This is a genomic window from Pantoea sp. paga (assembly GCF_007558755.1).
Taxonomy (GTDB): domain Bacteria; phylum Pseudomonadota; class Gammaproteobacteria; order Enterobacterales; family Enterobacteriaceae; genus Pantoea; species Pantoea agglomerans.
In genome coordinates, this window is record NZ_VLTF01000005.1 from 47,410 (window position 1) to 70,578 (window position 23,169).

Here is a 23,169-nt window from a genome sequence, read left to right on the forward strand (position 1 = left end):
ATGTCTGAATCTTGCCTGATTCTGCATTTTTCTGGCTGAATCGCCAGGGGAGAGTAAAAGGCCCGCACGCGGCGGGCCTGACAAAATTACTTCTGTAACAGTGGTTTCAGGAAGCGTGCGGTATGTGATTTCTCACACTCCGCCACGGTTTCGGGCGTACCAGCTACCAGTATTTCACCACCGCCGCTGCCGCCTTCCGGACCCAGGTCGACAATCCAGTCTGCGGTTTTGACCACATCGAGGTTGTGCTCAATCACCACGATGGTGTTGCCCTGATCGCGCAGCTTATGCAGCACTTCCAGCAGCTGCTGGATATCGGCAAAGTGCAGGCCGGTAGTCGGTTCATCCAGAATATAGAGCGTCTGACCGGTGCCACGCTTCGACAGCTCACGCGCCAGCTTCACGCGCTGGGCTTCACCGCCGGAAAGGGTGGTGGCGGACTGACCGAGGCGGATGTAGGTGAGACCGACATCGATCAACGTCTGCAGCTTACGCGCCAGCGCCGGCACCGCATCGAAGAACTCACGAGCCTCTTCGATGGTCATCTCCAGCACTTCGTGAATGCTCTTGCCTTTGTACTTCACTTCCAGCGTTTCACGGTTATAGCGTTTGCCTTTGCACTGATCGCACGGCACATAAATGTCCGGGAGGAAGTGCATTTCGACTTTCAGCACGCCATCGCCCTGACAGGCTTCACAGCGTCCGCCACGCACGTTAAAGCTGAAGCGGCCCGGATTGTAGCCGCGTGAACGCGCTTCCGGCACGCCCGCAAACAGTTCACGCACCGGGGTGAAGATGCCGGTGTAGGTGGCCGGGTTAGAGCGCGGTGTACGACCAATCGGGCTCTGGTCGATGTCGATTACTTTGTCGAAGTGCTCCAGTCCCGCCACGTCACGGTAAGGTGCCGGTTCGGCGATGGTCGCGCCGTTCAGCGCCCGCTGGGCAATCGGGAAGAGCGTATCGTTGATCAGGGTCGATTTACCCGAGCCGGAAACACCGGTAATACAGGTGAACAGCCCGACCGGCAGCGTCAGCGTGACATCCTTGAGGTTGTTGCCGCGTGCGCCGGTAATCTTCAGGACTTTGGCCGGATCGCCTTTGACGCGCTCCTCTGGCACCACAATGCCACGCTTGCCGCTCAGGAACTGGCCGGTCAGGGAGGCCTCTTCCGCCATAATCTGATCAACGGTGCCTTCAGCCACCACCTGGCCGCCATGCACGCCCGCACCCGGACCGATATCGATCACATGGTCAGCGGCACGAATCGCATCTTCATCATGCTCAACCACGATCACCGTGTTACCGAGGTCGCGCAGATGAATCAGGGTACCGAGCAGACGCTCGTTGTCGCGCTGGTGCAGGCCGATTGAAGGCTCATCCAGCACATACATCACGCCGACCAGACCGGCACCGATCTGGCTGGCCAGACGGATACGCTGTGCTTCACCACCGGACAGGGTCTCGGCGGAACGCGACATCGAAAGATAGTTCAGGCCGACGTTGACCAGGAAGCTCAGGCGATCGCCAATCTCTTTCAGGATTTTCTCGGCGATCTGCGCACGCTGGCCGCTGAGTTTCATGTTTTCAAAGAAGGACATCGCATGGCCGATGCTCATCTCAGAGATGGTCGGCAGCGTGGTGTTCTCCACGAAGACATGACGCGCTTCACGACGCAGACGGGTCCCTTCACAGCTGGCACAGGCGCGGTTGCTGATAAATTTCGCCAGCTCTTCGCGTACCGCTGAGGACTCGGTCTCTTTGTAGCGGCGCTCCATGTTATTGAGTACGCCTTCAAACGGATGACGGCGCACCGAGGTATCGCCGCGATCGTTGATGTACTTGAATTCGATGCTCTCTTTGCCTGATCCGTACAGAATCACTTTCTGTACGTTTTCTGGCAGGCTGCCGAACGACGCTTCGATATCAAAATCGAGGTGTTCCGCCAGCGAACGCAGCATCTGGAAGTAGTAGAAATTGCGGCGATCCCAGCCGCGGATTGCACCGCCCGCCAGCGAGAGTTCAGGATTCTGCACCACGCGGTCAGGGTCAAAATATTGCTGTACGCCAAGGCCATCACAGGTCGGACAGGCGCCCGCCGGGTTGTTAAACGAGAACAGGCGCGGCTCCAGCTCGCTCATGCTGTAACCACAGATCGGGCAGGCGAAGTTAGCCGAGAAGAGCAGCTCTTCTGCGGCGCTGTCATCCATGTCCGCCACGATGGCCGTCCCGCCGGAGAGCTCCAGCGTGGTCTCAAACGATTCCGCCAGGCGGGTCGCGAGATCTTCACGCACTTTAAAGCGGTCAATCACCACTTCAATGGTGTGCTTCTTCTGCAGCTCGAGTTTTGGCGGGTCGGAGAGGTCACACACTTCGCCATCAATACGCGCACGGATATAACCCTGGGTCGCCAGATTCTCCAGCGTTTTGGTGTGCTCACCCTTACGATCTTTCACCACCGGCGCCAGCAGCATCAGGCGACGGCCTTCCGGCTGGGAGAGCACCTGATCGACCATCTGGCTGACGGTCTGCGCCGCCAGCGGCACATCATGATCCGGGCAGCGCGGTTCGCCAACGCGGGCAAACAGCAGACGCAGGTAATCATGGATCTCGGTGATGGTTCCCACGGTCGAGCGTGGGTTGTGCGAGGTGGATTTCTGTTCAATGGAAATGGCGGGCGACAAACCTTCGATATGATCGACGTCCGGCTTCTCCATTAACGAAAGAAACTGGCGCGCATACGCAGAGAGCGACTCCACATAGCGGCGCTGACCTTCCGCATACAGCGTATCAAACGCCAGTGAGGATTTACCGGAACCTGACAGGCCGGTTACCACAATGAGTTTGTCGCGTGGGATGGTCAGGTTGATGTTTTTCAAATTATGGGTGCGGGCACCACGAACTTCGATCTTATCCATTCACCTTTCCCGGATTAGCAGCACTCACCGCGCCTTGCCGACACGGCCAGAATAAACGTGTCATTATGGCACAAAAAATAGACTGAATAAATATCCAGTACTCTTAGCCTCCGGAGCGCAGAGGATTAAAACTGGAACCCCGCTCGAAAGTGGGAAACAGACCGCAGGACGTGTTAGAATTGATAGATTAGACTGTATGCATTAACTCATCGGGAGACAGCAACATGGCCAGTCGTGGCGTTAACAAAGTGATTCTTGTCGGGAATCTGGGTCAGGATCCGGAAGTACGTTATATGCCAAATGGTGGCGCTGTTGCCAACATTACGCTGGCTACGTCGGAAAGCTGGCGCGACAAGCAGACCGGTGAAAACAAAGAGATCACTGAGTGGCACCGTGTGGTGCTGTTTGGCAAACTGGCTGAAGTCGCGGGTGAATACCTGAAAAAAGGGTCGCAGGTCTATATCGAAGGCCAGCTGCGCACCCGTAAATGGCAGGATCAGGGTGGCCAGGAGCGTTACACCACCGAAGTCGTGGTTAACGTTGGCGGTACCATGCAGATGCTGGGCGGCCGTCAGCAGGGCGGTAACGCCGGTGCAGGCGCTCCAGCCGGTGGCGGCGCGCAGGGCGGTGGCAACAACAATGGCTGGGGTCAGCCGCAGCAGCCGCAGGGCAACAATAACCAGTTCAGTGGCGGCGCGCAGTCCCGTCCGCAGCCGCAGCCACAGAGCGCGCCGGCCAGCAACAACAACGAACCACCAATGGATTTCGACGACGATATTCCGTTCTGATTCCGTTGGCCAGAGAGTACAAAAAAAGCCCGCTTTGCGGGCTTTTTTTATGCGCGGCGTCTGGCGGCCAGCTACGACCATTCCGCCAGAATCGCCTCCGTGCTCAACACGCGCGGCACGTTGCCGGGGATCAGCAGTGAGGCCCACACATCATTGTGCTGGTTAATCAGTGCTTCGGCGCTGACCCAGCGGCGATCTGCCGTGGTGTGCGCATCAGCGGCAACGGTAATCGCATAGCCCGAACTGGCACCGACTTTTATCGTGGTATCCAGGCAGTAGTCAGTGGCACAACCGCACACCACAAATCCCTCTACCGCCAGCCTCTTTAACAGCGCGGCAAGGTCGGTGTGCCAGAAGCTGTCGCAGGCAGTTTTAGTCACATAGTGTGCGCCAGCAGGCTGAACAATTTCCGGCAGCAGATCGAAAGCCGCATTACCCTCGCACATCTGGCCTTCGCGGTGCTGGATAAATATTGTGATATCGGCGCGTTCGGTCAGCCGGTTAATCTGTGCAATCCTTCCCGCTGTGTCGAAGCGTGGCGTGCTGAAGACGCCATCCTGCATATCAATGACCACGACTACCCGCTGTGCCATGCTTAATCTCATCCGGTTTGAAAAAAGCAGTGTTACCTGAGGCATTGCGGAAAGCAATCTTTTGCATTTTCCCCCCTGTCACAGGCATGCTAAACCGACTGGTTAAATAAGGAGAGAGAAGTGGAAGGTGTTCCGGCGAGTTTCCCCTGTGAGAAAGACCGCGCCCGGTTTCAGCAACTCGCCGAGCTGCCCGGTGTGGAACTCTATCAGGCCCACATTTCCCGCTACGCATTTGAACCCCATACCCATGAAGCCTTTGGTATCGGCACCATTGAAGCGGGCGCGCAACGCTTTCGCTACCGCGGCACCGAATATACTGCGCCGGAGAACTCGCTGGTCATGATGAATCCGGATGAGCTGCATACCGGTGAGTCAGCGTGTGAAGAGGGCTGGCGCTACCAGATGATCTACATTCAGCCGCAGCTGATGGATGAACTGACCGGCGATCGTGGCTGGTGGTTCAACGAGGCGCTGTTGACCGATCCGCGGGTGGCGCGGCCGCTCTCCCACACGCTGGCGACTCTCTGGCAGGCGGAATCACCACTGGCACGTCAGAGCCTGCTCGCTGAACTGCTGTTGCAGATTCGTCCGCTGGCACGCATGTCCTCACAGGGCAAACCGGATGCACGGCATCGTTTTGATCAGGTAAGAGATTTTCTGCGCGCGAACCTCGCAGAACCGGTGCGGCTGGATGAGCTGGCGGCGCTGGCATCGCTTTCGCCGTGGCACTTCTTACGCGCCTTTCGAAAGCACTATCACGTTACGCCGCATCAGATGCTGATGGCTTTCCGGCTTTACGACGCCAAGCAAAGGCTGGCACAGGGTGAACCGGCTGCCAGCGTTGCGGCGGCGGTGGGATTAACCGATCAGGCCCATCTGACCCGCGCCTTTGCAAACCGTTATGGCATCACGCCGGGCCGCTATCAAAAGCAGGTGCGCCAGCCCTGATACCACCGCAATCTGCTACAAGCATTCCCCGCCCGAACCCGTCACACTGAACTAAAAAGCTATATAAGGAAGAAATTATGTTTGCTGGTGTCATGTTTGCCGTCACCGCCGGACTGCTGTGGGGGCTGATCTTTGTCGGGCCGCTGCTGGTGCCTGACTATCCTGGCGCGCTGCAATCGGCGGGACGTTATGTTGCGTTTGGGCTGATTGCGCTGCCGCTGGCCTGGCACGGTCGTCATCGCCTGCGCAAGCTGGCCCGGGCTGACTGGCGTGAGGCGGTAAAGCTCTCGCTGGTGGGAAACCTCCTCTACTATGCGTTTCTGGCGAACGCCATTCAGCGCACTGGCGGGCCGGTCTCCACCATGATTATCGGCACGCTGCCGGTGGTGATCGCTGTGACGGCCAATCTCTGTTACGGCCATCTTGAAGGACGCCTGCCGTGGCGGCGGCTGTTTCCGGCACTGGTCATGATGGCGGCCGGATTACTCTGCGTAAATGCGGCGGAGCTACAGAGTCAGGGCCACTCACTTGATCTCAGCCGTTATCTGACCGGTATCGCGCTGGCGCTGCTGGCTGTGGTCTGCTGGACCTGGTATCCGCTGCGCAATGCCCGCTGGCTGCGTACTCATCCCGAACTGCGGCCCTCAACCTGGGCAACAGCGCAGGGAGTCGTGACGCTGCCGATGGCGCTAATCATGTACGCGTTGGTCAGCGCACAGCTCGCCTGGCAACAGCCAGCTTTTTCGCTGCCGTTTGGGCCGCGTCCTGCGGTGTTTATCTCCCTGATGCTGGCGATCGGTCTGCTCTGTTCCTGGCTGGGGACCTTATGCTGGAACGCAGCCAGCCAGCGTCTGCCCACCGTACTGATGGGTCCACTGATTGTTTTTGAGATCCTTTTCGGCCTGTTGTGGACTTTTCTCTGGTATCAAAGCTGGCCACCCCTGCTCACCGTGACGGGCATTGTTTGTCTGATGGCGGGTGTCCTGTGGGCAATGCGCATCAAACCGCAGCCTCTCGTCGTCGCGATTAAAGAGTAAACCGCGAAGATCGCCAAAAGACCTCTGCCGCGCGGATAACACGCCGCGCGGCTTTTTAAGATTAAACCCTACCCCGATTTGCTCGCTCTCCGGCAGATTTGTGCCGCGAAATCGATTTCATGCCCCTGCGTAATCGTACCTTAACCCCCGAAAGCCTCACTGATCCCCCGTTTGTCAGTGAAAAAACGGGACTGATGGTCACCTGAACATAGCGATGCTCAGCGCTGGCAGAGGGTAACTGTTCAGATATCGGTCATTAATCAGGAAAAATAGCGCAGCATTATGGACGTTATGCTTTTATCAGCGGCTTTTTATTGCGGTATGGTCCTGAGAAAGGGAGGCTGAAAACCACTATTAACTTCACTCATTGATGAATGAGTAAGAAAACTCCGCCGCTGCGTTAATAATTAAAGATTAATCTCTGGCATCAATGATGCGCAATGAAGAGAGCGAAAAGATAGACACATAACGTTAGTGATAAGGAGCAATAAACTATTTATCCTGGATTAATCCTGGAGAAAGTATATGCCATTAACCCATAGCCCGGAATTAAACGCAGCCGCAAAAATTTGAGTCAGGTCCAGCATTAACTCAAATGTATGGCGATTGTTTTTTGCGCGATCTTTAAATTGGCTTAATGATATTGAGACGATTTAGTTCCGACGATTAGCTGGGCTTACGTAAGAAAGGGAGGGCCCAATCCCGCGTAAACGAGATTGGGAAGGGAAGAGTAGCCGTAGAATGCGAGACGTTTGCTGTTGTGAATCAATTTTACCGCAAAAAAAGAAGCTTAGCCGTGAAGCCATTCATTAGTTATAAATGGAGCGGAAAAGGGTGCCGCAATTGTCCTGTTAAATGATCTTCATCTCTTCTGGTAAGAACAAATCTCAGCGTTAAGTCTAAAAAGCGCGGTAGCATTGGGTTTAGCGGTTCTCCGTGCCTGACGGATAATGGTATACGCTGCGGCTGATATCTAATAAGCGGCAGCTGCGACGGGTGCCGATGTCAAAGGTAGCCTGCAGGAAATCCACAGCCTGACGTTTTTCATTAGTGGTAAAGAAGTGCTTCAGAACGCTCTGCAGCATCTCTTTGTCCGAGTTGAGCGTCTGCAGTTCACGCGTGATGTTCTGCAGTTTTTCTTCCAGCTCTTTGATTTTTCTGCCTTCTTCCGAAGACAATCCAGAAAACTTCTTCTTCCAGCTATAGAACGTGGCTTCAGAGATGCCTAACTCTTCACAAATCTCTCTGACTTTCACGCCCGATTCAGAAGCTTTAATGGCATTTGTGATTTGATCTTCGCTGTATCGTGACTTTCTCATAAATGCTCTTACCTTTCTTATCGATTAATGGATGAGAATGACTTTAATAATTTCTGGCACTGTAAGATTCTATTAAGGCAGTATTAAAGTGCGCGAATTGAATTGCGAAGCCTAAATTAAGATATTTAGAATAAATATCATCATGGGATAAATCTTATTTTATTCTTATCCGGTGGGCGTGCCTTCCTGGAGGGGGCTTTTTGTTATAAATTCATCGCATCCAAAATACGAAAAAATTCTACGTACATTGGATATTTAGCCTGACCGACTTGATTAATATGCCGGGAAGGGCTCTTAAAGGTTGTTTTATTTTCAGCCTGAAATCGTTTCCATCTGAAGTGATTCGCGCCATTTATAATAAGAATTATCCTGAATTAACACTCCGGATCATGATTTACATCTCAATTTTCGGACCAGCTTGGTCTGAAGTCTTACATTTTCGCCAGGCCCACTGAGCGCTTATTAATTCGTTACAGGGATGTTGTACCGAAGCGGTTGTAGTTGAGTAATACTAAGGAAGAGTCGATGAAATTGAGCGTAATGTCTAATGCCGCCTGGATGATGTCAGAGAAGATCATCTCCGTTTTTGGCGTCATTTTTGTGACGTCTTACGTGGCGAAATCCTTTGGCCCAACGGTGTTTGGCCAGATGGCGTTTTCTACTTCACTATTTGCGATGGTGCAAACCGTTGCAATCTTTGGCACCGAAACCATTCTGTTTAAACGCGTCAGCAAAAATGCGTCAAAAGGCCTGCGTCTGATGACCATCGCCCGTACGATGAGAATGGTGCTGTTGCTGGTCACTTCGGTGCCAGTCTTAATCTGGGTCTGGTACAACATGCAGGAAAATTTCCTGGCGTTTGCACTGGCCTCATTTGTTGCCTCGGTTTTTGTCACCCAGGACACCTTCAGCGTTTATAACAACGCGCGTCTTGCCTCGCGTCTTAACACCATCGCCAACGCCGTGGGCATGCTGCTGAGTTTCGGCATCAGCTTCACCGTCGCCTGGCTGCGTCTTAATCCGCTCTGGCTGACGCTGTCGATTGTCGCAGTGACCCTGGTGCCTTACCTGATTAAGCGTCACAACTTCTATCAGGACCATCAGGATCAGATGCCACCGCGTGAAAAGCGCACGGCCTATCTGCGTTATCTGATGTATGCCGGTCTGCCGCTGGCGATCTCCAGCATTTTTATCTCTGTGCAGGTAAAAGCAGCGCAGATGTTCCTGGCAGGCACGGCACCCGCGCGCGACCTCGGGCTGTTTGCGGCGGCGAATACCATTTCCGCCTCATGGATTTTTATCCCGGTGGCGCTCATCACCTCCTGCTTCACTGAAATCTTCAGGGAGCGGGGCGAGGTCGCCATTAAGCTGGCTGCGCGGCTCAATGGCTATGTTATGGCTGTTTCATTGCTGATGCTGCTGGTCATTTCGCTTTATGGCGAGCGGATCATCATTGCGTTGTACGGCCCGGAATTCACACAGTCAGGAAGTCTCATTACGTTGCTGTCGATAGCGACCAGCTTTTCGGCAATGGGGACCGTAGCGTATCGCTACATGGTCAAAGAGGGAGGATTTAACTACTTGCTGAGGAAAATCATCTGCCTGATGGTCATCAGTTTGCCGCTCTCCTGGTGGTTGATCCAGGGTCACGGCATCATGGGGGCCGCGTGGAGCGTTTTCCTTTCAGAACTTTTGTCCCTGACCGTAATGAATTACTTCTTTAAAAACGGCGTCATTCAAAAGATTCAGGTTTCCTCACTCAACTACAAAACATACAAATGAGGTCAGATATGCTCAAGTTGAAAGAAGAACTCAGAAGAAGTGTGCAGTATTTTATTAAGAAGATGCCCTGGGCTTATCAGGACCGCATCTACTACTTCCATAAGTTCAGAAAGCTGCCCAATCTGCGTCAGCCAAAAGTGTTCAACGAGAAGGTGTTGTACCGTAAGTTTATCTTTGGCGATTACCAGAACTATGGTCGTCTGTCAGATAAGTACTCGGTGCGCGAATTCATTGCTGAAAAAATCGGTAATGAATACCTGATCCCGCTGGTACACGAAACCACTGACCCGACCACGCTGAACAGCTTACCCTGCTGGAAGGGAACGGTGATCAAGCCGAACCACGCCTCCAACATGGTAGAGATTCTGCTGGAGGAGCCGGACGCACTGCGCAAGCAGCAGATCATTCATGACTGCTATCGCTGGCTGAAGACCGACTTCGCCAACGAAGCGCGTGAGATTCACTATCGCTATATCAAGCCACGTATCCTGGTTGAGAAGTACATTGGTGATGGCAAAAGCGCGCCGATTGATTACAAGTTTCATATGTTCAACAAGCGTGATGGCAAGTTCGAATATGTGCTGCAGGTGATCTACAACCGCTGCCAGCCGCTGCTGTCGATGAATTTCTACGTGAATAACCTCAATGAGGCCTATCACAAGATTCGCGATACCGGTCTGGATGTCTCACCGATTATGCCGTCACTGGAACATGCGCTCGAACTGAGCAAGAAGCTGGCCAGTGATTTCGACTACGTGCGTGTGGACTGGTATATCCATGACGAGCGGATCTACTTTGGCGAACTGACCTTCACCCCAGGTGCAGGACTGGTCACCGGATTAGATCGTGGTTTAAATCAGATGATGGGAGATATGTGGATTCAGGACCGCCGCGGAACGCAGAGCCCGGGCGTTACAGTGCAGGATGTTAATATCCCTGCCATGTTGAAGAAAATTTAAGTACACACAGCAATATAAAAAACCCCGCTAAGCGGGGTTTTTTATGCGCAAAAATCAGGGCATCGGCCAGTCAGCAGGCGCCTGGCTCATCACATCGATAAAGGCATGCTTTGAGATTTCCAGAAAGTTATGCACGTTATCCATGCTCAGGGTAATGCCCATCAGACCGGTAACAAACCAGCAGGTCATGCCTAAACCAATCCCGCCACACATAAATGCCATCACGTGACGGCTATCCTGACGAAGTTTGGTTTTCAGGGTGCTGGCAAAAAACATCATGACTGCGCTCAGCAATTCCCAACGCATAACAAGTAAACTGGCGGTTAACGTAGCCATCGGCCGGACCTCAATATCAGTAAGTATTCCTGACAATCTGCGGACATCACCGGCGGCGGAAAAGTGTGTCAGGGGGGGCTTTTTCGCCGTCAACCCAGGTTCAAAGTGTGACTTGGGTCACATTATATCACCCGATTTTAAATTTTGAACAAAATTTGACTCTGGTATGGTAGCGGCGTGAGGGAATAGTGAGCAGTAGAAGAAGAACGGCGGGGAAATCAGTCAGATGCGCCCGGGCGGGCGCATCTGAAGGGTCAACGAACCGGACAGCACTCGCCGGTCGTGCGCTGGGTGAAGCTACTGATACCGTCATTGCAGCCAAAACTCAGCAGGCGAGGGCGCTGAATCGCCTGGCGGCGCATGGTGTGGCGGTAAGCGGTAGGCGTCTGTGAAAACTGACGACGAAACACACGGGAGAAGGTCTGCTGCGAGTCATAGCCATACTGCATCGCAATATCAAACACCGGGCGCTGTGTCTGCGACAGGGCTTCTGCAGCCAGCGTCAGACGGCGCTCGCGAATATAGCCACCCAGCGTCTGTTTCGTTACCGAACGGAACATACGCTGCAGGTGCCATTTCGAATAGCCCGATTTTGCGGCAACCTCATCGATCGACAGGCTCTTATCCAGGTTCTGGTCAATCCAGTGCGTCAGGGAATGAATGATCTCTTCTTGCATCATGGCTTCATCCTTCTGGTGCTTAATAAGCGGTAATAGGAGTTTAGTGGTTTTGATGGAGAGCGAGTATAATTCCTCAAGTTAACTTGAGGTAAAGAGCCTGATGAAAAAAGAACGCAACTATCCCAAACCGGTTTTAACACCGGGTGAAGTGGCGCGCCGCAGCGGTGTGGCGGTCTCGGCGCTGCACTTCTATGAGACCAAAGGGCTGATCTCCAGCACCCGCAACAGCGGCAATCAGCGGCGATACAGCCGTGATGTGCTGCGACGCGTCGCTATTATCAAGATTGCGCAGCGCATCGGCATTCCGCTGGCGACGGTCAGTAACAGTCTTGATCACATTCCGGCGAACACGCGCATGTCGGCACCGGAGTGGGATGCGCTGACCCGGCACTGGCGCGAAGAGCTGGATAAGCGCATTGAAACCCTGACCCGCCTGCGTAATGACCTGGATGGCTGTATCGGCTGCGGCTGTTTGTCGATGCGCGACTGCCCGCTGCGCAATCCCGGCGACCGGCTGGGTCAGCAGGGCTCGGGTGCGGTGCTGCTTGACCCGGAACAGGATGATAAACATCCGGATGTGGAGTGACGTCTATACTAGGGGAAGGTCAAAACACAGGGAATCATGATGATCACCGTTCACCATCTTGAGCAATCGCGCTCGCATCGGGTGCTGTGGCTGCTGGAAGAGCTGGAAGTGCCGTACCAGATTAAACGCTATCAACGCGAACCGACCATGCTGGCCCCGGAGGCGCTGAAAAAAGTGCATCCACTGGGAAAATCACCGGTCATTACCGACGGGAACCAGGTAGTGGCAGAATCAGGTGCCATTCTCGAATACCTTGAAGAGAAATATGATCACGAGTTCCGGCTCAAAGTGAGTGATGAGGCGTCGCGGCTGCAGTGCCGCTACTGGCTGCACTATGCCGAAGGCTCGCTGATGCCGCTGCTGGTGATGAAGCTCATCTTCGGTCAGATGGGTAAAGCACCGGTGCCGTGGCTGCTGCGCCCGGTCGGGGCGGCATTCGGTAAAGGCGTGCAGAAGGCATTCCTGGATAAACAGCTTAAGCCACACATGCAGATGATCGAACAGCATCTGGCTGCAAATCCCTGGTTCGCCGGTCAGCGCTTCAGTATCGCTGATATCCAGATGAGCTTTCCGCTGCTGGCGCTTGCGCGACGTGCCGGACTGGAGCAGATGCCCGCCAGCCAGAAATGGCTGCAGACTGTGCAACAGCGTGCCGCCTGGCAGCGCGCGATCGATCAGGGCGGCGAGCTTTCGCTGCCAGGTTAATTCCCCTCCTCCACTGGCGGGTCGTGTCTCATCACGGCTGCGCCGGTGAGCATCCCCCCTGAAAATCGCGTTAACTTCAGGGCGTCAGCGTTTGACGTCGGCTTGTGCCGCGTGGCTGCTGGCGACTTAAGCCTGATCTTTATGCTGAAGAATCTCCCTCTGACAGTTGAAAATGTGCCGCTAAACGCCGGATAATCGCATGCCTTTTTATCTGGCCGCTTCTGGCGGCCAACTATCTGCGGCAAGGTAAACGTTTGCCTGCCGGGTAAAACCCGACAGTGACGCCGTCTACCCGCTTATTCCAGGGACAGCGATGGTCGCAGAGCGATCCACACAACAAAAATTTTTGAGGCTCAACTATGTCAACTGAATCACGCCCGGCCAGTGGAAAACTGGACGCCTGGTTCTCGATCTCGGCGCGCGGCAGCAGTGTGCGGCAGGAGATTCTGGCCGGACTCACCACCTTCCTGGCGATGGTCTACTCCGTCATCGTGGTGCCAGGAATGCTGGGCAAAGCCGGTTTTCCCCCCACTGCCGTGTTTGTCGCCACCTGTCTGGTTGCCAGCTTTGGTTCCATCATTATGGGCCTGTGGGCCAATCTGCCGATGGCGATTGGCTGTGCAATCTCCTTAACCGCCTTTACCGCTTTCAGCCTTGTGCTGGGCCAGCACATCAGCGTGCCGGTCGCGCTGGGCGCGGTGTTCCTGATGGGCCTGCTGTTTACCCTGATCTCGGTGACCGGCATTCGAGCCTGGATCCTGCGTAACCTGCCGATGGGCGTGGCGCACGGCACCGGCGTCGGGATTGGCCTGTTTTTGCTGCTGATTGCGGCTGACGGTGTAGGCCTGATAGTGAAAAACCCGGCACCGGGCCTGCCGGTGGCGCTGGGGCACTTCACCACCTTTCCGGTAATGATGACGCTGCTGGGACTGGCAGCGATTATTGGACTGGAGAAGCGTCGGATGCCCGGCGGCATTCTCATGACAATTATCGCCATTTCGCTGCTGGGGCTGATCTTCGATCCGGCGGTGAGCTACAAAGGATTGTTTGCGCTGCCGAGCCTGCGTGATGCCAGCGGTGAATCGCTGCTGTTCAGCCTCGATATTATGGGCGCGATGCAGCCGGTCGTGCTGCCAAGCGTGCTGGCACTGGTGATGACGGCGGTCTTTGACGCTACCGGCACCATTCGCGCGGTCGCGGGTCAGGCAAATCTGCTGGATAAACAGGGCCAGATTATCAATGGTGGCCGTGCGCTGACTAGCGACTCCGTCAGCAGCCTGTTCGCGGGACTGGTGGGCGCGTCACCGGCTGCGGTTTATATCGAATCGGCGGCAGGAACGGCGGCGGGTGGCAAGACCGGTCTTACCGCGATTGTGGTTGGCCTGCTGTTCCTTGCCATTCTGTTTATGTCACCGCTGGCGTATCTGGTGCCGGCTTACGCCACCGCCCCCGCGCTGATGTATGTGGGTCTGCTGATGCTGAGCAACGTGGCGAAAGTCGACTTCAATGATTTTGTCGATGCGATGTCGGGCCTGTTAACGGCGGTGATTATCGTGCTCACCTGTAACATCGTCACCGGCATTATGATCGGCTTCGCCAGTCTGGTGGTGGGGCGTCTCTTCGCGGGGGAATGGCGTAAGCTCAACGTCGGCACCGTCATTATTGCTATCGCGCTGGTAGCGTTTTACGCCGGTGGCTGGGCGATCTGACTGTACAACCGGGCGTGCGGCTGCACGTCCGGAATTTTCCACTATTTTCCCGCCCGACGCACGCGTAGCTGACAATCTTCACCGCAGTTTGTTTTACACTTTAGCGCTTAACCAATGATTGAAAGAAACGACGCCTAAGGAAAGCATGGAAATCTTTTTTACAATTCTCATCATGACGCTGGTCGTGTCGCTCTCTGGCGTCGCGGCCCGCATTCTCCCTTTTCAGATCCCGTTGCCGCTGGTTCAGATCGCTGTTGGTGCGATGCTGGCCTGGCCGACTTTTGGTCTGCATGTCGACTTTGATCCGGAGCTGTTTCTGGTGCTGTTCATTCCGCCGCTGCTGTTCGCGGATGGCTGGAAGACGCCGATCAGTGAGTTCCTGCATCATGGTCGCGAGATAATTGGCTTAGCACTGGCACTGGTCCTGATTACCGTAATCGGCATCGGCTATCTGATCTACTGGCTGGTACCGGGTATCCCGCTGATCCCTGCCTTTGCGCTGGCGGCGGTGCTGTCACCGACCGATGCCGTGGCGCTTTCCGGCATTGTCGGCGAGGGCCGTATTCCCAAGAAGATTATGTCAATCGTGCAGGGCGAAGCCCTGATGAATGACGCATCGGGCCTGGTATCGCTGAAATTTGCCGTGGCAGTCGCTATGGGCACCATGGTGTTTACCTGGGGCGGTGCCAGCGTTGAGTTCCTGAAAGTGGCAGTGGGCGGTCTGATTGCGGGTGTCGCGATCTGCTGGCTCTACGGTAAGTCGTTGCGTTTGCTCAGCCGCTGGAGCGGTGACGATCCGGCTACCCAGACCGTGCTGCTGCTGTTGCTGCCATTTGCCTCTTACCTGATTGCTGAACATCTGGGTGTCTCAGGCATCCTGGCGGCCGTGGCGGCCGGTATGACCATCACCCGTTCCGGTATTATTCGTCAGGCACCGCTGGCGATGCGCCTGCGTGCCAACAGCGTCTGGCAGATGCTGGAATTCGTCTTTAACGGCATGGTCTTCCTGATGCTGGGCCTGCAGTTGCCGGATATTCTGCAGACCTCTGTCGATCAGGCGCAGGCCGATCCGAACGTCGAACTCTGGATGCTGTTTGCCGATATCGGGCTGGTCTATGCCGCGCTGATGATCGTGCGTTTTGGCTGGCTGTGGATTATGCAGCGCTTCAGCAAACGCCTGCTGAAGAAGAAGCCGCTGGAGTTCTCCAACTACTCGTTGCGTGAACTGCTGATCGCCTCCTTTGCGGGTGTGCGCGGCGCGATTACCCTGGCCGGTGTCCTGTCGATTCCGCTGTTCCTGACCAACGGCGAGCCTTTCCCGGCGCGTTATGAACTGGTCTTTATCGCCACCGGCGTGATTCTCTTCTCGCTATTGGTAGGGGTAGTGATTCTGCCGATTCTGCTGCGCGGCATTGATACCATTGATAAAGGCGCACACCGTCGCGAGCTGCAGAATGCGCGAGCGGTAATGGCAGGCGCAGCCATTGAGAGCCTGCACAAGATGGAAGAGCGGCTGGAGAATGAGTCGGAAGAGAACATCGATCCGGAGCTGCTTAAAGAGGTGAGTCTGCGGGTGATTGGCAACTTACGTCGTCGCGCCGAAGGGAAGAATGACCTTGAACACGCGCTGTTTGCTGAGAACCTGGAGCGTCGCTTCCGCCTGACCGGACTACGTGCCGAACGCGCTGAGCTCTATCATCTGCGCGCCACCCAGCAAATCTCCAATGAGACGATGCAGAAGTTACTGCACGACCTGGATCTGCTGGAAGCGCTGCTGATCGAAAAAGAGGAGTAAGTCCTGACTGGCACGCCTGCGCGTTAATGCGGCGTGCCAGCCTTTCACACCGACAGGCGCGGCGGCTCATCCGGCCAATGCTCGCGACAGCAGGCTATCCATGCCTGCGCACTGCGCGACAGATAACTCCCTTCCCGCCAGATCAATCCCAGACTCCACTTCAGCTCCGATTCCAGCGGCAGCCACAGCAGCGACTGCTTATCCAGCCGCTGGCAGATCGGCTCCGGCAGAATCGCCAGCCCCATCTCCGCCTGCACCATCGCCGCCAGAAAATCCCACTGACCGCTGCGAACCGCCACCGTTGGCGTCAGGTTGAGTCGCTGAAACGCCTGCATCAGCTGTCGATTCAGCGAAAACTCCTCATTAAAAATCAGCAGTGGATGCTCTGCCAGTTCTGCCAGTCCAATCTGCTGGCGGCTGAGCCACTCCGGGCGACGCGGCAGCAGTACGCAGAGCGGATGATGCATCAGGGGCAGGGTGTTCAGCGGCAGCTCGGCATCGACCGGTAGCGCGGTCAGGGCGATATCCAGACTGCCCGCCAGCACCGCCTGCTGGACGGTCAGACCGCCGAATTCAGAGATTTTTAGCTTCACACCGGGATAGCGGCGGCGAAACGCGGAAATCGAACCGGCGATCTGCATACCGACCATCGGCGGAATACCCAGTCGCAGCTCACCGGTTTTGAGCTGGTTGATGTCACCAATCTCCGCTTCCAGCTGATGAAACTCCTGCAGGATCGCCAGGCCGCGCTGATAGACCGCCTGGCCGCTGTCGGTGAGGTGCAGACGACGACCATCGCGCAGGATCAGCGTGCAGCCCAGCTCCTCCTCCAGCTGGCGCAACATTTTGCTGATGGTCGGTTGCGTCACAAACAGCTTCTGCGCCGCACGGGTAAAGCTTTGCTGGCGTACGACTTCAGTAAAGTAACGCAGGGCGCGGACATCCATAACTATTCCTTTCAGGCATGATTTCGATAATTTTAATTCATTTTTTTCACCTTCTGTTGACGATTTATACTGGTGACATCAATTTAATCGGGGAGACAAGGTGATGGCGTTAGCGCTCACTTTACGCAGCAACCGCGCAGTGCAATGGCTCAGCCTGCCGCTGCAGCTGGGTTTCTATATCGGCCTGTTTATCGCCTGCGACCGGCTGGTGAGCTGGCTGCACCTGCCGATGCCCGCCAATATTGTCGGGATGCTGCTGCTGCTGGCGTTAATCGTGACGCGGATTGTGCCGCTGAACTGGGTGAAAGCCGGGTCACGCTGGCTGCTGGCCGAGATGCTGCTGTTCTTTATTCCGGCGGTGGTGGCGGTGGTGAACTATGGCGATCTGCTGCGGGTCGATGGCTGGCGCATCTGTGTGGTGATCGGCGTCAGTACGCTGCTGGTGCTGGCTTCCACCGCCTGGGTGGTGGACCGGCTGTATCAGTATGAAGTCGCGCGCGCCGCGCGTAAGCAGGATCCGCATGCGTGATTTTCTGCTCAGCCTGCTGTGTGTAGCCGTTACGCTGCTGGTTTATGCGCTGAATAAACGGCTTTACCGCCGCTGGCGGACGCTGCTGCTGATGCCACTGGTGATGACGCCGCTGGTGCTGGTGGCATTGCTGCTGCTGACGCATATCAGCTGGCAGGATTACATCGCCGAAAACCACTGGCTGCTCTGGCTGCTGGGACCGGCGACGCTGGCGTTTGCCGTGCCGGTCTATGAGAATGTGGAAATTATAAAGCGCCACTGGCTGTCGCTGAGCGCGGGCGTAGTGACCGCGACGCTGGTCGCCGTCTGCAGTTCCGTCTGGCTGGCGCGGCTGTTAACCCTGCCGGAGTCGATTCAGCGCAGCCTGGCCGTGCGCTCTATCACCACGCCGTTTGCGCTGGCTGCGGCGGGTCCGATTGGCGGGCAGCCCGATCTGGTGGCGCTGTTCGTGGTGATCACGGGCGTGTTTGGCATGGCAATCGGCGACGTGCTGTTTCTGCGGCTCGCCATTAAGCAGGGCGTGGCGAAAGGCGCGGGATTCGGTGCGGCGTCCCACGGCGCCGGCACGGCACGCGCCTATCAGATTGGCGAGCAGGAGGGCGTGGTCGCCAGCCTGGTGATGATGCTCTCTGGCGTGGTGACCGTGGTGCTGGCCCCACTGATTGGGCACCTGATGTGGACAATATAGGCTACACTCCGTCGCACAGACGCCGGTCTGCGCTGAGACACGTATTTTTACGTAAAGTTTTCCAGATTTTGTTGTCTCCCCATTTCAGGCTGTTAACCTTGCGGCCGAATTAATTGTCCTTTCACGGAGTGGAATCATGTTTAAGCAACTTGTTGCCGGGAGCGCCCTCGGGCTGGTTTTAATGAGCGGTGCCGCTCAGGCGATTGAAGGCAGTGTTGATGTCAGCGAACACAACACCAACCTGAATGTGGGTCTGGGCACCACAACACCCGGTCTGTTTCTGAAAGGTAACTGGCTGCGTAGCGACCATGACGGCAGCACCTACGGCGCCGGTCTGGGTTACAACGTTGATTTCGGGCCGCTGCGTCTGGCGCCGACCGCAAAAGCGATCTTCACCCATCCTGAAGATGGAAAAGATGGATTTGCGGTGGCGCTGGGTGGTGCAGCACACTACAGCTTCAACAGCATGTGGGGCCTGTATGGCGAATATTATTACGCGCCGGAGTCTTTCACCGATCAGCTCGACAGCTATCAGGAAGCCGGTGGCGGCCTGAGCTTCACGCCGGTTTCACTGCTTAACCTGCGTGTGGGTTATCAGTACATCGAACTGAACAACAAAGATGGACGCAAAGATAACGTGCTGGTCGATGGCCCGTACGTGGGTGCATCGCTGCGCTTCTGATTCTGCTGCGCAAAAGAAGAGGGCGACTACTTCGGTAGCCGCCCTTTTTTATTGCCTGCTCGTTATGAACGAAAAGCCACGATCAGTGCGCTTTGCCCTGTTCGATGCCGGTGCCGGTCTGCGAGCGGATAAACTGTGCACGGAAGCGTGAACGTTCTTCTGCGCCCTGCTGCGAATGGTCGGTAATCGAGAAGAGCCAGATGCCCACGAAGGCCACCGCCATGGAGAACAGCGCCGGATACTCATAGGGGAAAATCGCCTTCGCGTTGCCCAGCACCTGTACCCACACCGTCGGGCCGAGGATCATCAGGATGACGGCGGTCAGCAGACCGAGCCAGCCGCCTACCATCGCGCCGCGCGTCGTGAGTTTTGACCAGTACATCGACAGCAGGATGATCGGGAAGTTACAGCTGGCCGCAATCGAGAAGGCCAGCCCGACCATAAAGGCGATGTTCTGTTTCTCAAACAGAATACCCAGCGCAATCGCCACCACGCCCAGCGCCAGCACGGTAATTTTTGAAACCCGCAGCTCATCTTTCTCGCTCGCCTGACCTTTACGATACACGCTGGCATAGAGGTCGTGAGACACCGCCGACGCACCCGCCAGGGTTAAGCCTGCGACAACGGCCAGAATCGTGGCGAAGGCAACCGCAGAGATAAAGCCCAGGAACGTGCTGCCGCCTACGGCGTTCGCCAGATGTACCGCCGCCATATTGGTGCCGCCAATCAGCGCGCCGCTGGCATCTTTAAAGGCCGGGTTAGCGCCCACCAGCAGGATGGCACCGAAGCCGATAATAAAGGTCAGGAAGTAGAAGTAGCCCATAAAACCGGTGGCCCAGAAGACACTTTTACGTGCCTCTTTAGCATCCGCTACGGTAAAGAAACGCATCAGAATATGCGGCAATCCGGCCGTACCAAACATCAGCCCCAGCCCCAGAGACAGCGCCGAGATAGGATCTTTAACCAGTCCGCCAGGCTGCATAATCGCGATGCCTTTTGGATGGACCGCCATCGCTTCGGTGAACAGCGTATTAAAGCTGAAACCGGTCGCCTTCATTACCATGACTGCCATGAAGGTGGCGCCAAACAGCAGCAGCACGGCTTTAATGATCTGCACCCAGGTGGTGGCCAGCATGCCGCCAAACAGCACATACATCACCATCAGAATGCCGACCAGGACTACCGCAACGTGGTAGTTAAGGCCAAACAGCAGCTGGATCAGTTTACCGGCCCCGACCATCTGTGCGATCAGGTAGAGCGCCACGACCACCAGTGAGCCGCAGGCGGACAGGGTGCGGATCGGCATCTGCTTCAGACGATATGAGGCGACATCGGCAAACGTGTAGCGACCCAGGTTGCGCAGTCGCTCAGCGATTAAAAACAGAATCATCGGCCAGCCGACCAGGAAGCCGAGCGAGTAGATCAGCCCGTCATAACCGGAGGTGTAAACCAGCGCCGAAATGCCCAGGAACGAGGCGGCCGACATGAAGTCACCCGCCATCGCCAGGCCATTCTGGAAGCCAGTGATATTGCCGCCCGCGGTGTAGTAGTCATTACGTGATCGGGTGCGCTTTGAGGCCCAGTAAGTAATTCCCAGCGTAGCCCCGACGAAAATCGTAAACATGATGATCGCCTGGTAGTTGGTCGCCTGGCGCTGCACGGCACCGGTTATCGCATCGGCAGCCAGCGCTGAAAACGGCAGCATTAAGGCCAGCAGCCATAAGGTGAGACGGGTCATGATTTCACCTCGCGGAGGATCGCTTTCGTTAAACGGTCAAACTCGCCGTTGGCGCGCCAGACATAGACTCCGGTCAGCACAAACGACATCACAATCAGCCCGACCCCAATCGGGATACCGCGCGTGACGTTGGTGCCGGCATGCAGCGGCGTGCCGAGCCAGCCGGGTGCAAATGCGATCAGCAGGATAAAGCCGACATAGAGCACCAGCATGATCAGCGACAGCAGCGTCGCGAACGCCTGGCGCTTACGGACTAATTCATGAAAAAGGGGATTACGCTCAATCTGTTGATTGATGGCATCCTGATTCGAAAGGGCGTCATTCATCACATTTTCTCCAGAGGGCTTGCAGGCGAGAACCTCGCGACAGGGCGCGGATTCAGCTGGTTATAATATTTGTGACTACCGAAACAGACTGCGTAGGGCGGGTGTGGCGGGAAGCGATCTTCCCGCCGGACAGCGTGCGCTTAAGGCATTTTAATCGACTGTTTCTCCTCAAGCAGTTTTTCTACTACGCCAGGATCGGCGAGCGTAGAAGTATCACCAAGATTACTGGTATCCCCGGTGGCAATTTTGCGCAGAATACGCCGCATGATTTTGCCGGAGCGGGTTTTCGGCAGTGAGTCGGTCCAGTGCAGCACATCTGGTGTGGCTATCGGGCCAATCTCTTTACGGACCCACTGGCGCACTTCGGTGTACAACTCCGGCGACGGCTCTTCGCCATGATTCAGCGTGATATAGGCATAAATCGCCTGGCCTTTGATGCTGTGCGGAATCCCCACTACCGCCGCTTCGGCAATTTTAGGGTGCGAGACCAGCGCCGATTCAATTTCGGCGGTGCCGAGTCGGTGACCGGAAACATTGAGCACGTCATCGACGCGTCCGGTGATCCAGTAGTAGCCATCCTCATCACGACGGGCACCATCACCACTGAAGTAGACATTTTTAAAGGTAGAGAAGTAGGTCTGCTCGAAACGGTCGTGATCGCCATAGAGGGTACGTGCCTGACCCGGCCATGACTCGGTGATCACCAGATTGCCTTCACAGGCGCCTTCCTGTGGCTGACCTTCGTTATCCACCAGCGCGGGCTGCACGCCAAAGAACGGTCGGGTGGCGGAACCCGCTTTCAGTTCGGTCGCACCCGGCAGCGGCGTGATCATGAAGCCGCCGGTTTCGGTCTGCCACCAGGTATCAACAATCGGGCAGCGGCTGTTGCCGATTTTCTTGTAGTACCACTCCCAGGCTTCCGGGTTAATTGGCTCACCGACCGATCCCATAATGCGCAGGCTGCTGCGGTCGGTGCCGGCAATCGCCTTATTACCTTCCGCCATCAGCGCACGGATGGCGGTGGGTGCGGTGTAGAGCAGCGTGACTTTATGTTTATCGACCACTTCTGCCATACGGCTCGGCGTTGGCCAGTTCGGCACCCCTTCAAACATCAGTGTGGTAGCGCCACAGGCCAGCGGGCCATAAACCAGATAGCTGTGGCCCGTCACCCAGCCAACATCGGCGGTGCACCAGTAGATATCATCCTGATGGTAATCAAAGACGAACTTAAAGGTGGTCGCGGCATAGACCAGATACCCGCCGGTGGAGTGCAACACGCCTTTGGGTTTGCCGGTTGAGCCGGAGGTATAAAGGATAAACAGCGGATCTTCCGCGCCGACTTCTGCGGCAGCGTGGTTGGTGCTCGCGTTCAGCATCAGGTCGTGCCACCACTGATCGCGGCCTTCAACCCAGCCCACATCTTTACCGGTGCGCTGGAACACCACCACGTTTTTCACGCTGGTGACATTAGGATTTTTTAACGCGTCATCGACATTTTTCTTCAGCGGAATGCTGCGACCGGCGCGGATCCCTTCATCGGCCGTGATCACCAGCGAGGCGCTGGAATCGACGATGCGGCCCGCGACCGCCTCCGGTGAGAAACCGCCAAAGATCACCGAGTGAACGGCACCGATACGCGCACAGGCCAGCATCGCTACTGCGGCTTCCGGCACCATCGGCATATAGATCGCCACCACGTCGCCTTTTTTCACTTCCAGCAGTTCCAGCACGTTGGCGAAGCGACAGACTTCGGCATGCAGCTGGCGGAAGGTCAGGGTTTTGCTTTCGCTGGCGTCGTCGCCTTCCCAGATAATCGCCGGGTGATCGCCGCGCGTGGCTAAATGACGGTCAAGGCAGTTTGCCGCCAGGTTGAGCGTGCCATCTTCGTACCAGCGAATGTTAATGTTACCTGGTGCAAACGAGCAGTTTTTCACTTTGCTGTAAGGCTTGATCCAGTCAAGGATTTTGCCCTGTTCGCCCCAGAAACTGTCTGGATCGTCGACAGATTGCTGATACATCGCCTGATACTGTTCTGCAGTAATCAGGGTGTTTGCTGCAATATTCTCTGGAACGGGATGTTTGTGTATTTGGCTCATGGCGGATCTCC

Annotated in this window: 21 protein-coding genes; 12 read left to right on the forward strand and 9 right to left on the reverse strand. The window is 55.9% G+C overall.

Annotated elements, in window-relative coordinates:
• Nucleotides 1-86 precede the first annotated feature (86 nt).
• Nucleotides 87-2,915: an excinuclease ABC subunit UvrA gene (uvrA, locus tag FOV68_RS14795; protein WP_031591782.1), complete on the reverse strand. Its 2,829-nt coding sequence runs from the start codon at nucleotides 2,913-2,915 to the stop codon at nucleotides 87-89.
• 224 nt (nucleotides 2,916-3,139) lie between these two features.
• Here uvrA and ssb1 point away from each other — a divergent pair, with 224 nt between their 5' ends.
• Nucleotides 3,140-3,703 carry a single-stranded DNA-binding protein SSB1 gene (gene ssb1 / locus FOV68_RS14800; RefSeq protein ID WP_010252180.1) on the forward strand — a complete coding sequence of 188 codons (564 nt, stop codon included), beginning with the start codon at nucleotides 3,140-3,142 and terminating at the stop codon, nucleotides 3,701-3,703.
• A 71-nt stretch (nucleotides 3,704-3,774) separates the two neighbouring features.
• Here the strand turns inward: ssb1 and FOV68_RS14805 are convergent, their stop codons facing one another.
• On the reverse strand, nucleotides 3,775-4,296 hold the full coding sequence (locus FOV68_RS14805) for an isochorismatase family protein (RefSeq protein WP_143991127.1): 522 nt from the start codon (nucleotides 4,294-4,296) through the stop codon (nucleotides 3,775-3,777).
• Nucleotides 4,297-4,416: 120 nt separating this feature from the next.
• On the opposite strand from FOV68_RS14805, the gene FOV68_RS14810 reads away from it, so the two are divergent.
• Nucleotides 4,417-5,244, forward strand: a complete 828-nt coding sequence (locus tag FOV68_RS14810; RefSeq protein WP_143991128.1) for an AraC family transcriptional regulator — start codon at nucleotides 4,417-4,419, stop codon at nucleotides 5,242-5,244.
• A gap of 77 nt (nucleotides 5,245-5,321) precedes the next feature.
• The gene (locus FOV68_RS14815; RefSeq protein ID WP_039392116.1) at nucleotides 5,322-6,281 is read left to right on the forward strand and encodes a DMT family transporter; all 960 of its coding nucleotides are present in this window, start codon (nucleotides 5,322-5,324) and stop codon (nucleotides 6,279-6,281) included.
• Nucleotides 6,282-7,204: 923 nt separating this feature from the next.
• On the opposite strand, the gene FOV68_RS14820 is transcribed toward FOV68_RS14815, so the two are convergent.
• Nucleotides 7,205-7,600, reverse strand: coding sequence for a transposase (locus FOV68_RS14820; RefSeq protein WP_003855733.1), 396 nt, complete (start codon nucleotides 7,598-7,600; stop codon nucleotides 7,205-7,207).
• Nucleotides 7,601-8,125: 525 nt separating this feature from the next.
• Here FOV68_RS14820 and FOV68_RS14825 point away from each other — a divergent pair.
• Nucleotides 8,126-9,382: an oligosaccharide flippase family protein gene (locus FOV68_RS14825; protein WP_031591774.1), complete on the forward strand. Its 1,257-nt coding sequence runs from the start codon at nucleotides 8,126-8,128 to the stop codon at nucleotides 9,380-9,382.
• 8 nt (nucleotides 9,383-9,390) lie between these two features.
• Entirely contained in the window at nucleotides 9,391-10,341 is a 951-nt protein-coding gene (locus FOV68_RS14830) for an ATP-grasp fold amidoligase family protein (protein WP_031591771.1), read from the forward strand.
• A gap of 54 nt (nucleotides 10,342-10,395) precedes the next feature.
• Here FOV68_RS14830 and FOV68_RS14835 read toward each other — a convergent pair whose 3' ends face one another.
• Both FOV68_RS14835 and soxS read right to left on the reverse strand, forming a co-directional pair.
• Nucleotides 10,396-10,677, reverse strand: a complete 282-nt coding sequence (locus tag FOV68_RS14835; RefSeq protein ID WP_031591768.1) for a YjcB family protein — start codon at nucleotides 10,675-10,677, stop codon at nucleotides 10,396-10,398.
• A 254-nt stretch (nucleotides 10,678-10,931) separates the two neighbouring features.
• Nucleotides 10,932-11,357 carry a superoxide response transcriptional regulator SoxS gene (gene soxS, locus FOV68_RS14840; RefSeq protein WP_010252163.1) on the reverse strand — a complete coding sequence of 142 codons (426 nt, stop codon included), beginning with the start codon at nucleotides 11,355-11,357 and terminating at the stop codon, nucleotides 10,932-10,934.
• A gap of 100 nt (nucleotides 11,358-11,457) precedes the next feature.
• Between soxS and soxR the strand changes: the two genes are divergently transcribed.
• The 4 genes from soxR to FOV68_RS14860 all read left to right on the forward strand — a co-directional run bounded on the left by soxR (nucleotide 11,458) and on the right by FOV68_RS14860 (nucleotide 16,152).
• Nucleotides 11,458-11,943, forward strand: coding sequence for a redox-sensitive transcriptional activator SoxR (gene soxR, locus FOV68_RS14845; protein ID WP_031591766.1), 486 nt, complete (start codon nucleotides 11,458-11,460; stop codon nucleotides 11,941-11,943).
• A 39-nt stretch (nucleotides 11,944-11,982) separates the two neighbouring features.
• Entirely contained in the window at nucleotides 11,983-12,648 is a 666-nt protein-coding gene (locus FOV68_RS14850) for a glutathione S-transferase family protein (RefSeq protein WP_031591764.1), read from the forward strand.
• A gap of 359 nt (nucleotides 12,649-13,007) precedes the next feature.
• Entirely contained in the window at nucleotides 13,008-14,357 is a 1,350-nt protein-coding gene (locus tag FOV68_RS14855; RefSeq protein ID WP_010672052.1) for an NCS2 family permease, read from the forward strand.
• 145 nt (nucleotides 14,358-14,502) lie between these two features.
• Entirely contained in the window at nucleotides 14,503-16,152 is a 1,650-nt protein-coding gene (locus FOV68_RS14860) for a Na+/H+ antiporter (protein ID WP_031591761.1), read from the forward strand.
• Between the two features lie 44 nt (nucleotides 16,153-16,196).
• Here FOV68_RS14860 and FOV68_RS14865 read toward each other — a convergent pair whose 3' ends face one another.
• On the reverse strand, nucleotides 16,197-17,099 hold the full coding sequence (locus FOV68_RS14865) for a LysR family transcriptional regulator (RefSeq protein WP_010252153.1): 903 nt from the start codon (nucleotides 17,097-17,099) through the stop codon (nucleotides 16,197-16,199).
• Nucleotides 17,100-17,202: 103 nt separating this feature from the next.
• Between FOV68_RS14865 and FOV68_RS14870 the strand changes: the two genes are divergently transcribed.
• The 3 genes from FOV68_RS14870 (at nucleotide 17,203) to FOV68_RS14880 (ending at nucleotide 18,998) form a co-directional block, all read left to right on the forward strand.
• Nucleotides 17,203-17,628 carry a CidA/LrgA family protein gene (locus tag FOV68_RS14870; protein WP_143991129.1) on the forward strand — a complete coding sequence of 142 codons (426 nt, stop codon included), beginning with the start codon at nucleotides 17,203-17,205 and terminating at the stop codon, nucleotides 17,626-17,628.
• Nucleotides 17,621-18,316, forward strand: a complete 696-nt coding sequence (locus tag FOV68_RS14875) for an LrgB family protein (protein ID WP_010252149.1) — start codon at nucleotides 17,621-17,623, stop codon at nucleotides 18,314-18,316. The genes FOV68_RS14870 and FOV68_RS14875 overlap by 8 nt, the downstream gene beginning before the upstream one ends.
• 136 nt (nucleotides 18,317-18,452) lie before the next feature.
• On the forward strand, nucleotides 18,453-18,998 hold the full coding sequence (locus FOV68_RS14880; protein WP_010252147.1) for a YfaZ family outer membrane protein: 546 nt from the start codon (nucleotides 18,453-18,455) through the stop codon (nucleotides 18,996-18,998).
• An 82-nt stretch (nucleotides 18,999-19,080) separates the two neighbouring features.
• Here the strand turns inward: FOV68_RS14880 and FOV68_RS14885 are convergent, their stop codons facing one another.
• The 3 genes from FOV68_RS14885 to acs form a co-directional block, all read right to left on the reverse strand.
• Nucleotides 19,081-20,736, reverse strand: coding sequence for a cation acetate symporter (locus FOV68_RS14885; RefSeq protein ID WP_022625224.1), 1,656 nt, complete (start codon nucleotides 20,734-20,736; stop codon nucleotides 19,081-19,083).
• Nucleotides 20,733-21,062 carry a DUF485 domain-containing protein gene (locus tag FOV68_RS14890; protein WP_031591760.1) on the reverse strand — a complete coding sequence of 110 codons (330 nt, stop codon included), beginning with the start codon at nucleotides 21,060-21,062 and terminating at the stop codon, nucleotides 20,733-20,735. The genes FOV68_RS14885 and FOV68_RS14890 overlap by 4 nt, the downstream gene beginning before the upstream one ends.
• A gap of 140 nt (nucleotides 21,063-21,202) precedes the next feature.
• Complete coding sequence (gene acs / locus FOV68_RS14895; protein WP_143991130.1) at nucleotides 21,203-23,158, reverse strand: acetate--CoA ligase; 1,956 nt, start codon at nucleotides 23,156-23,158, stop codon at nucleotides 21,203-21,205.
• Nucleotides 23,159-23,169 lie beyond the last annotated feature (11 nt).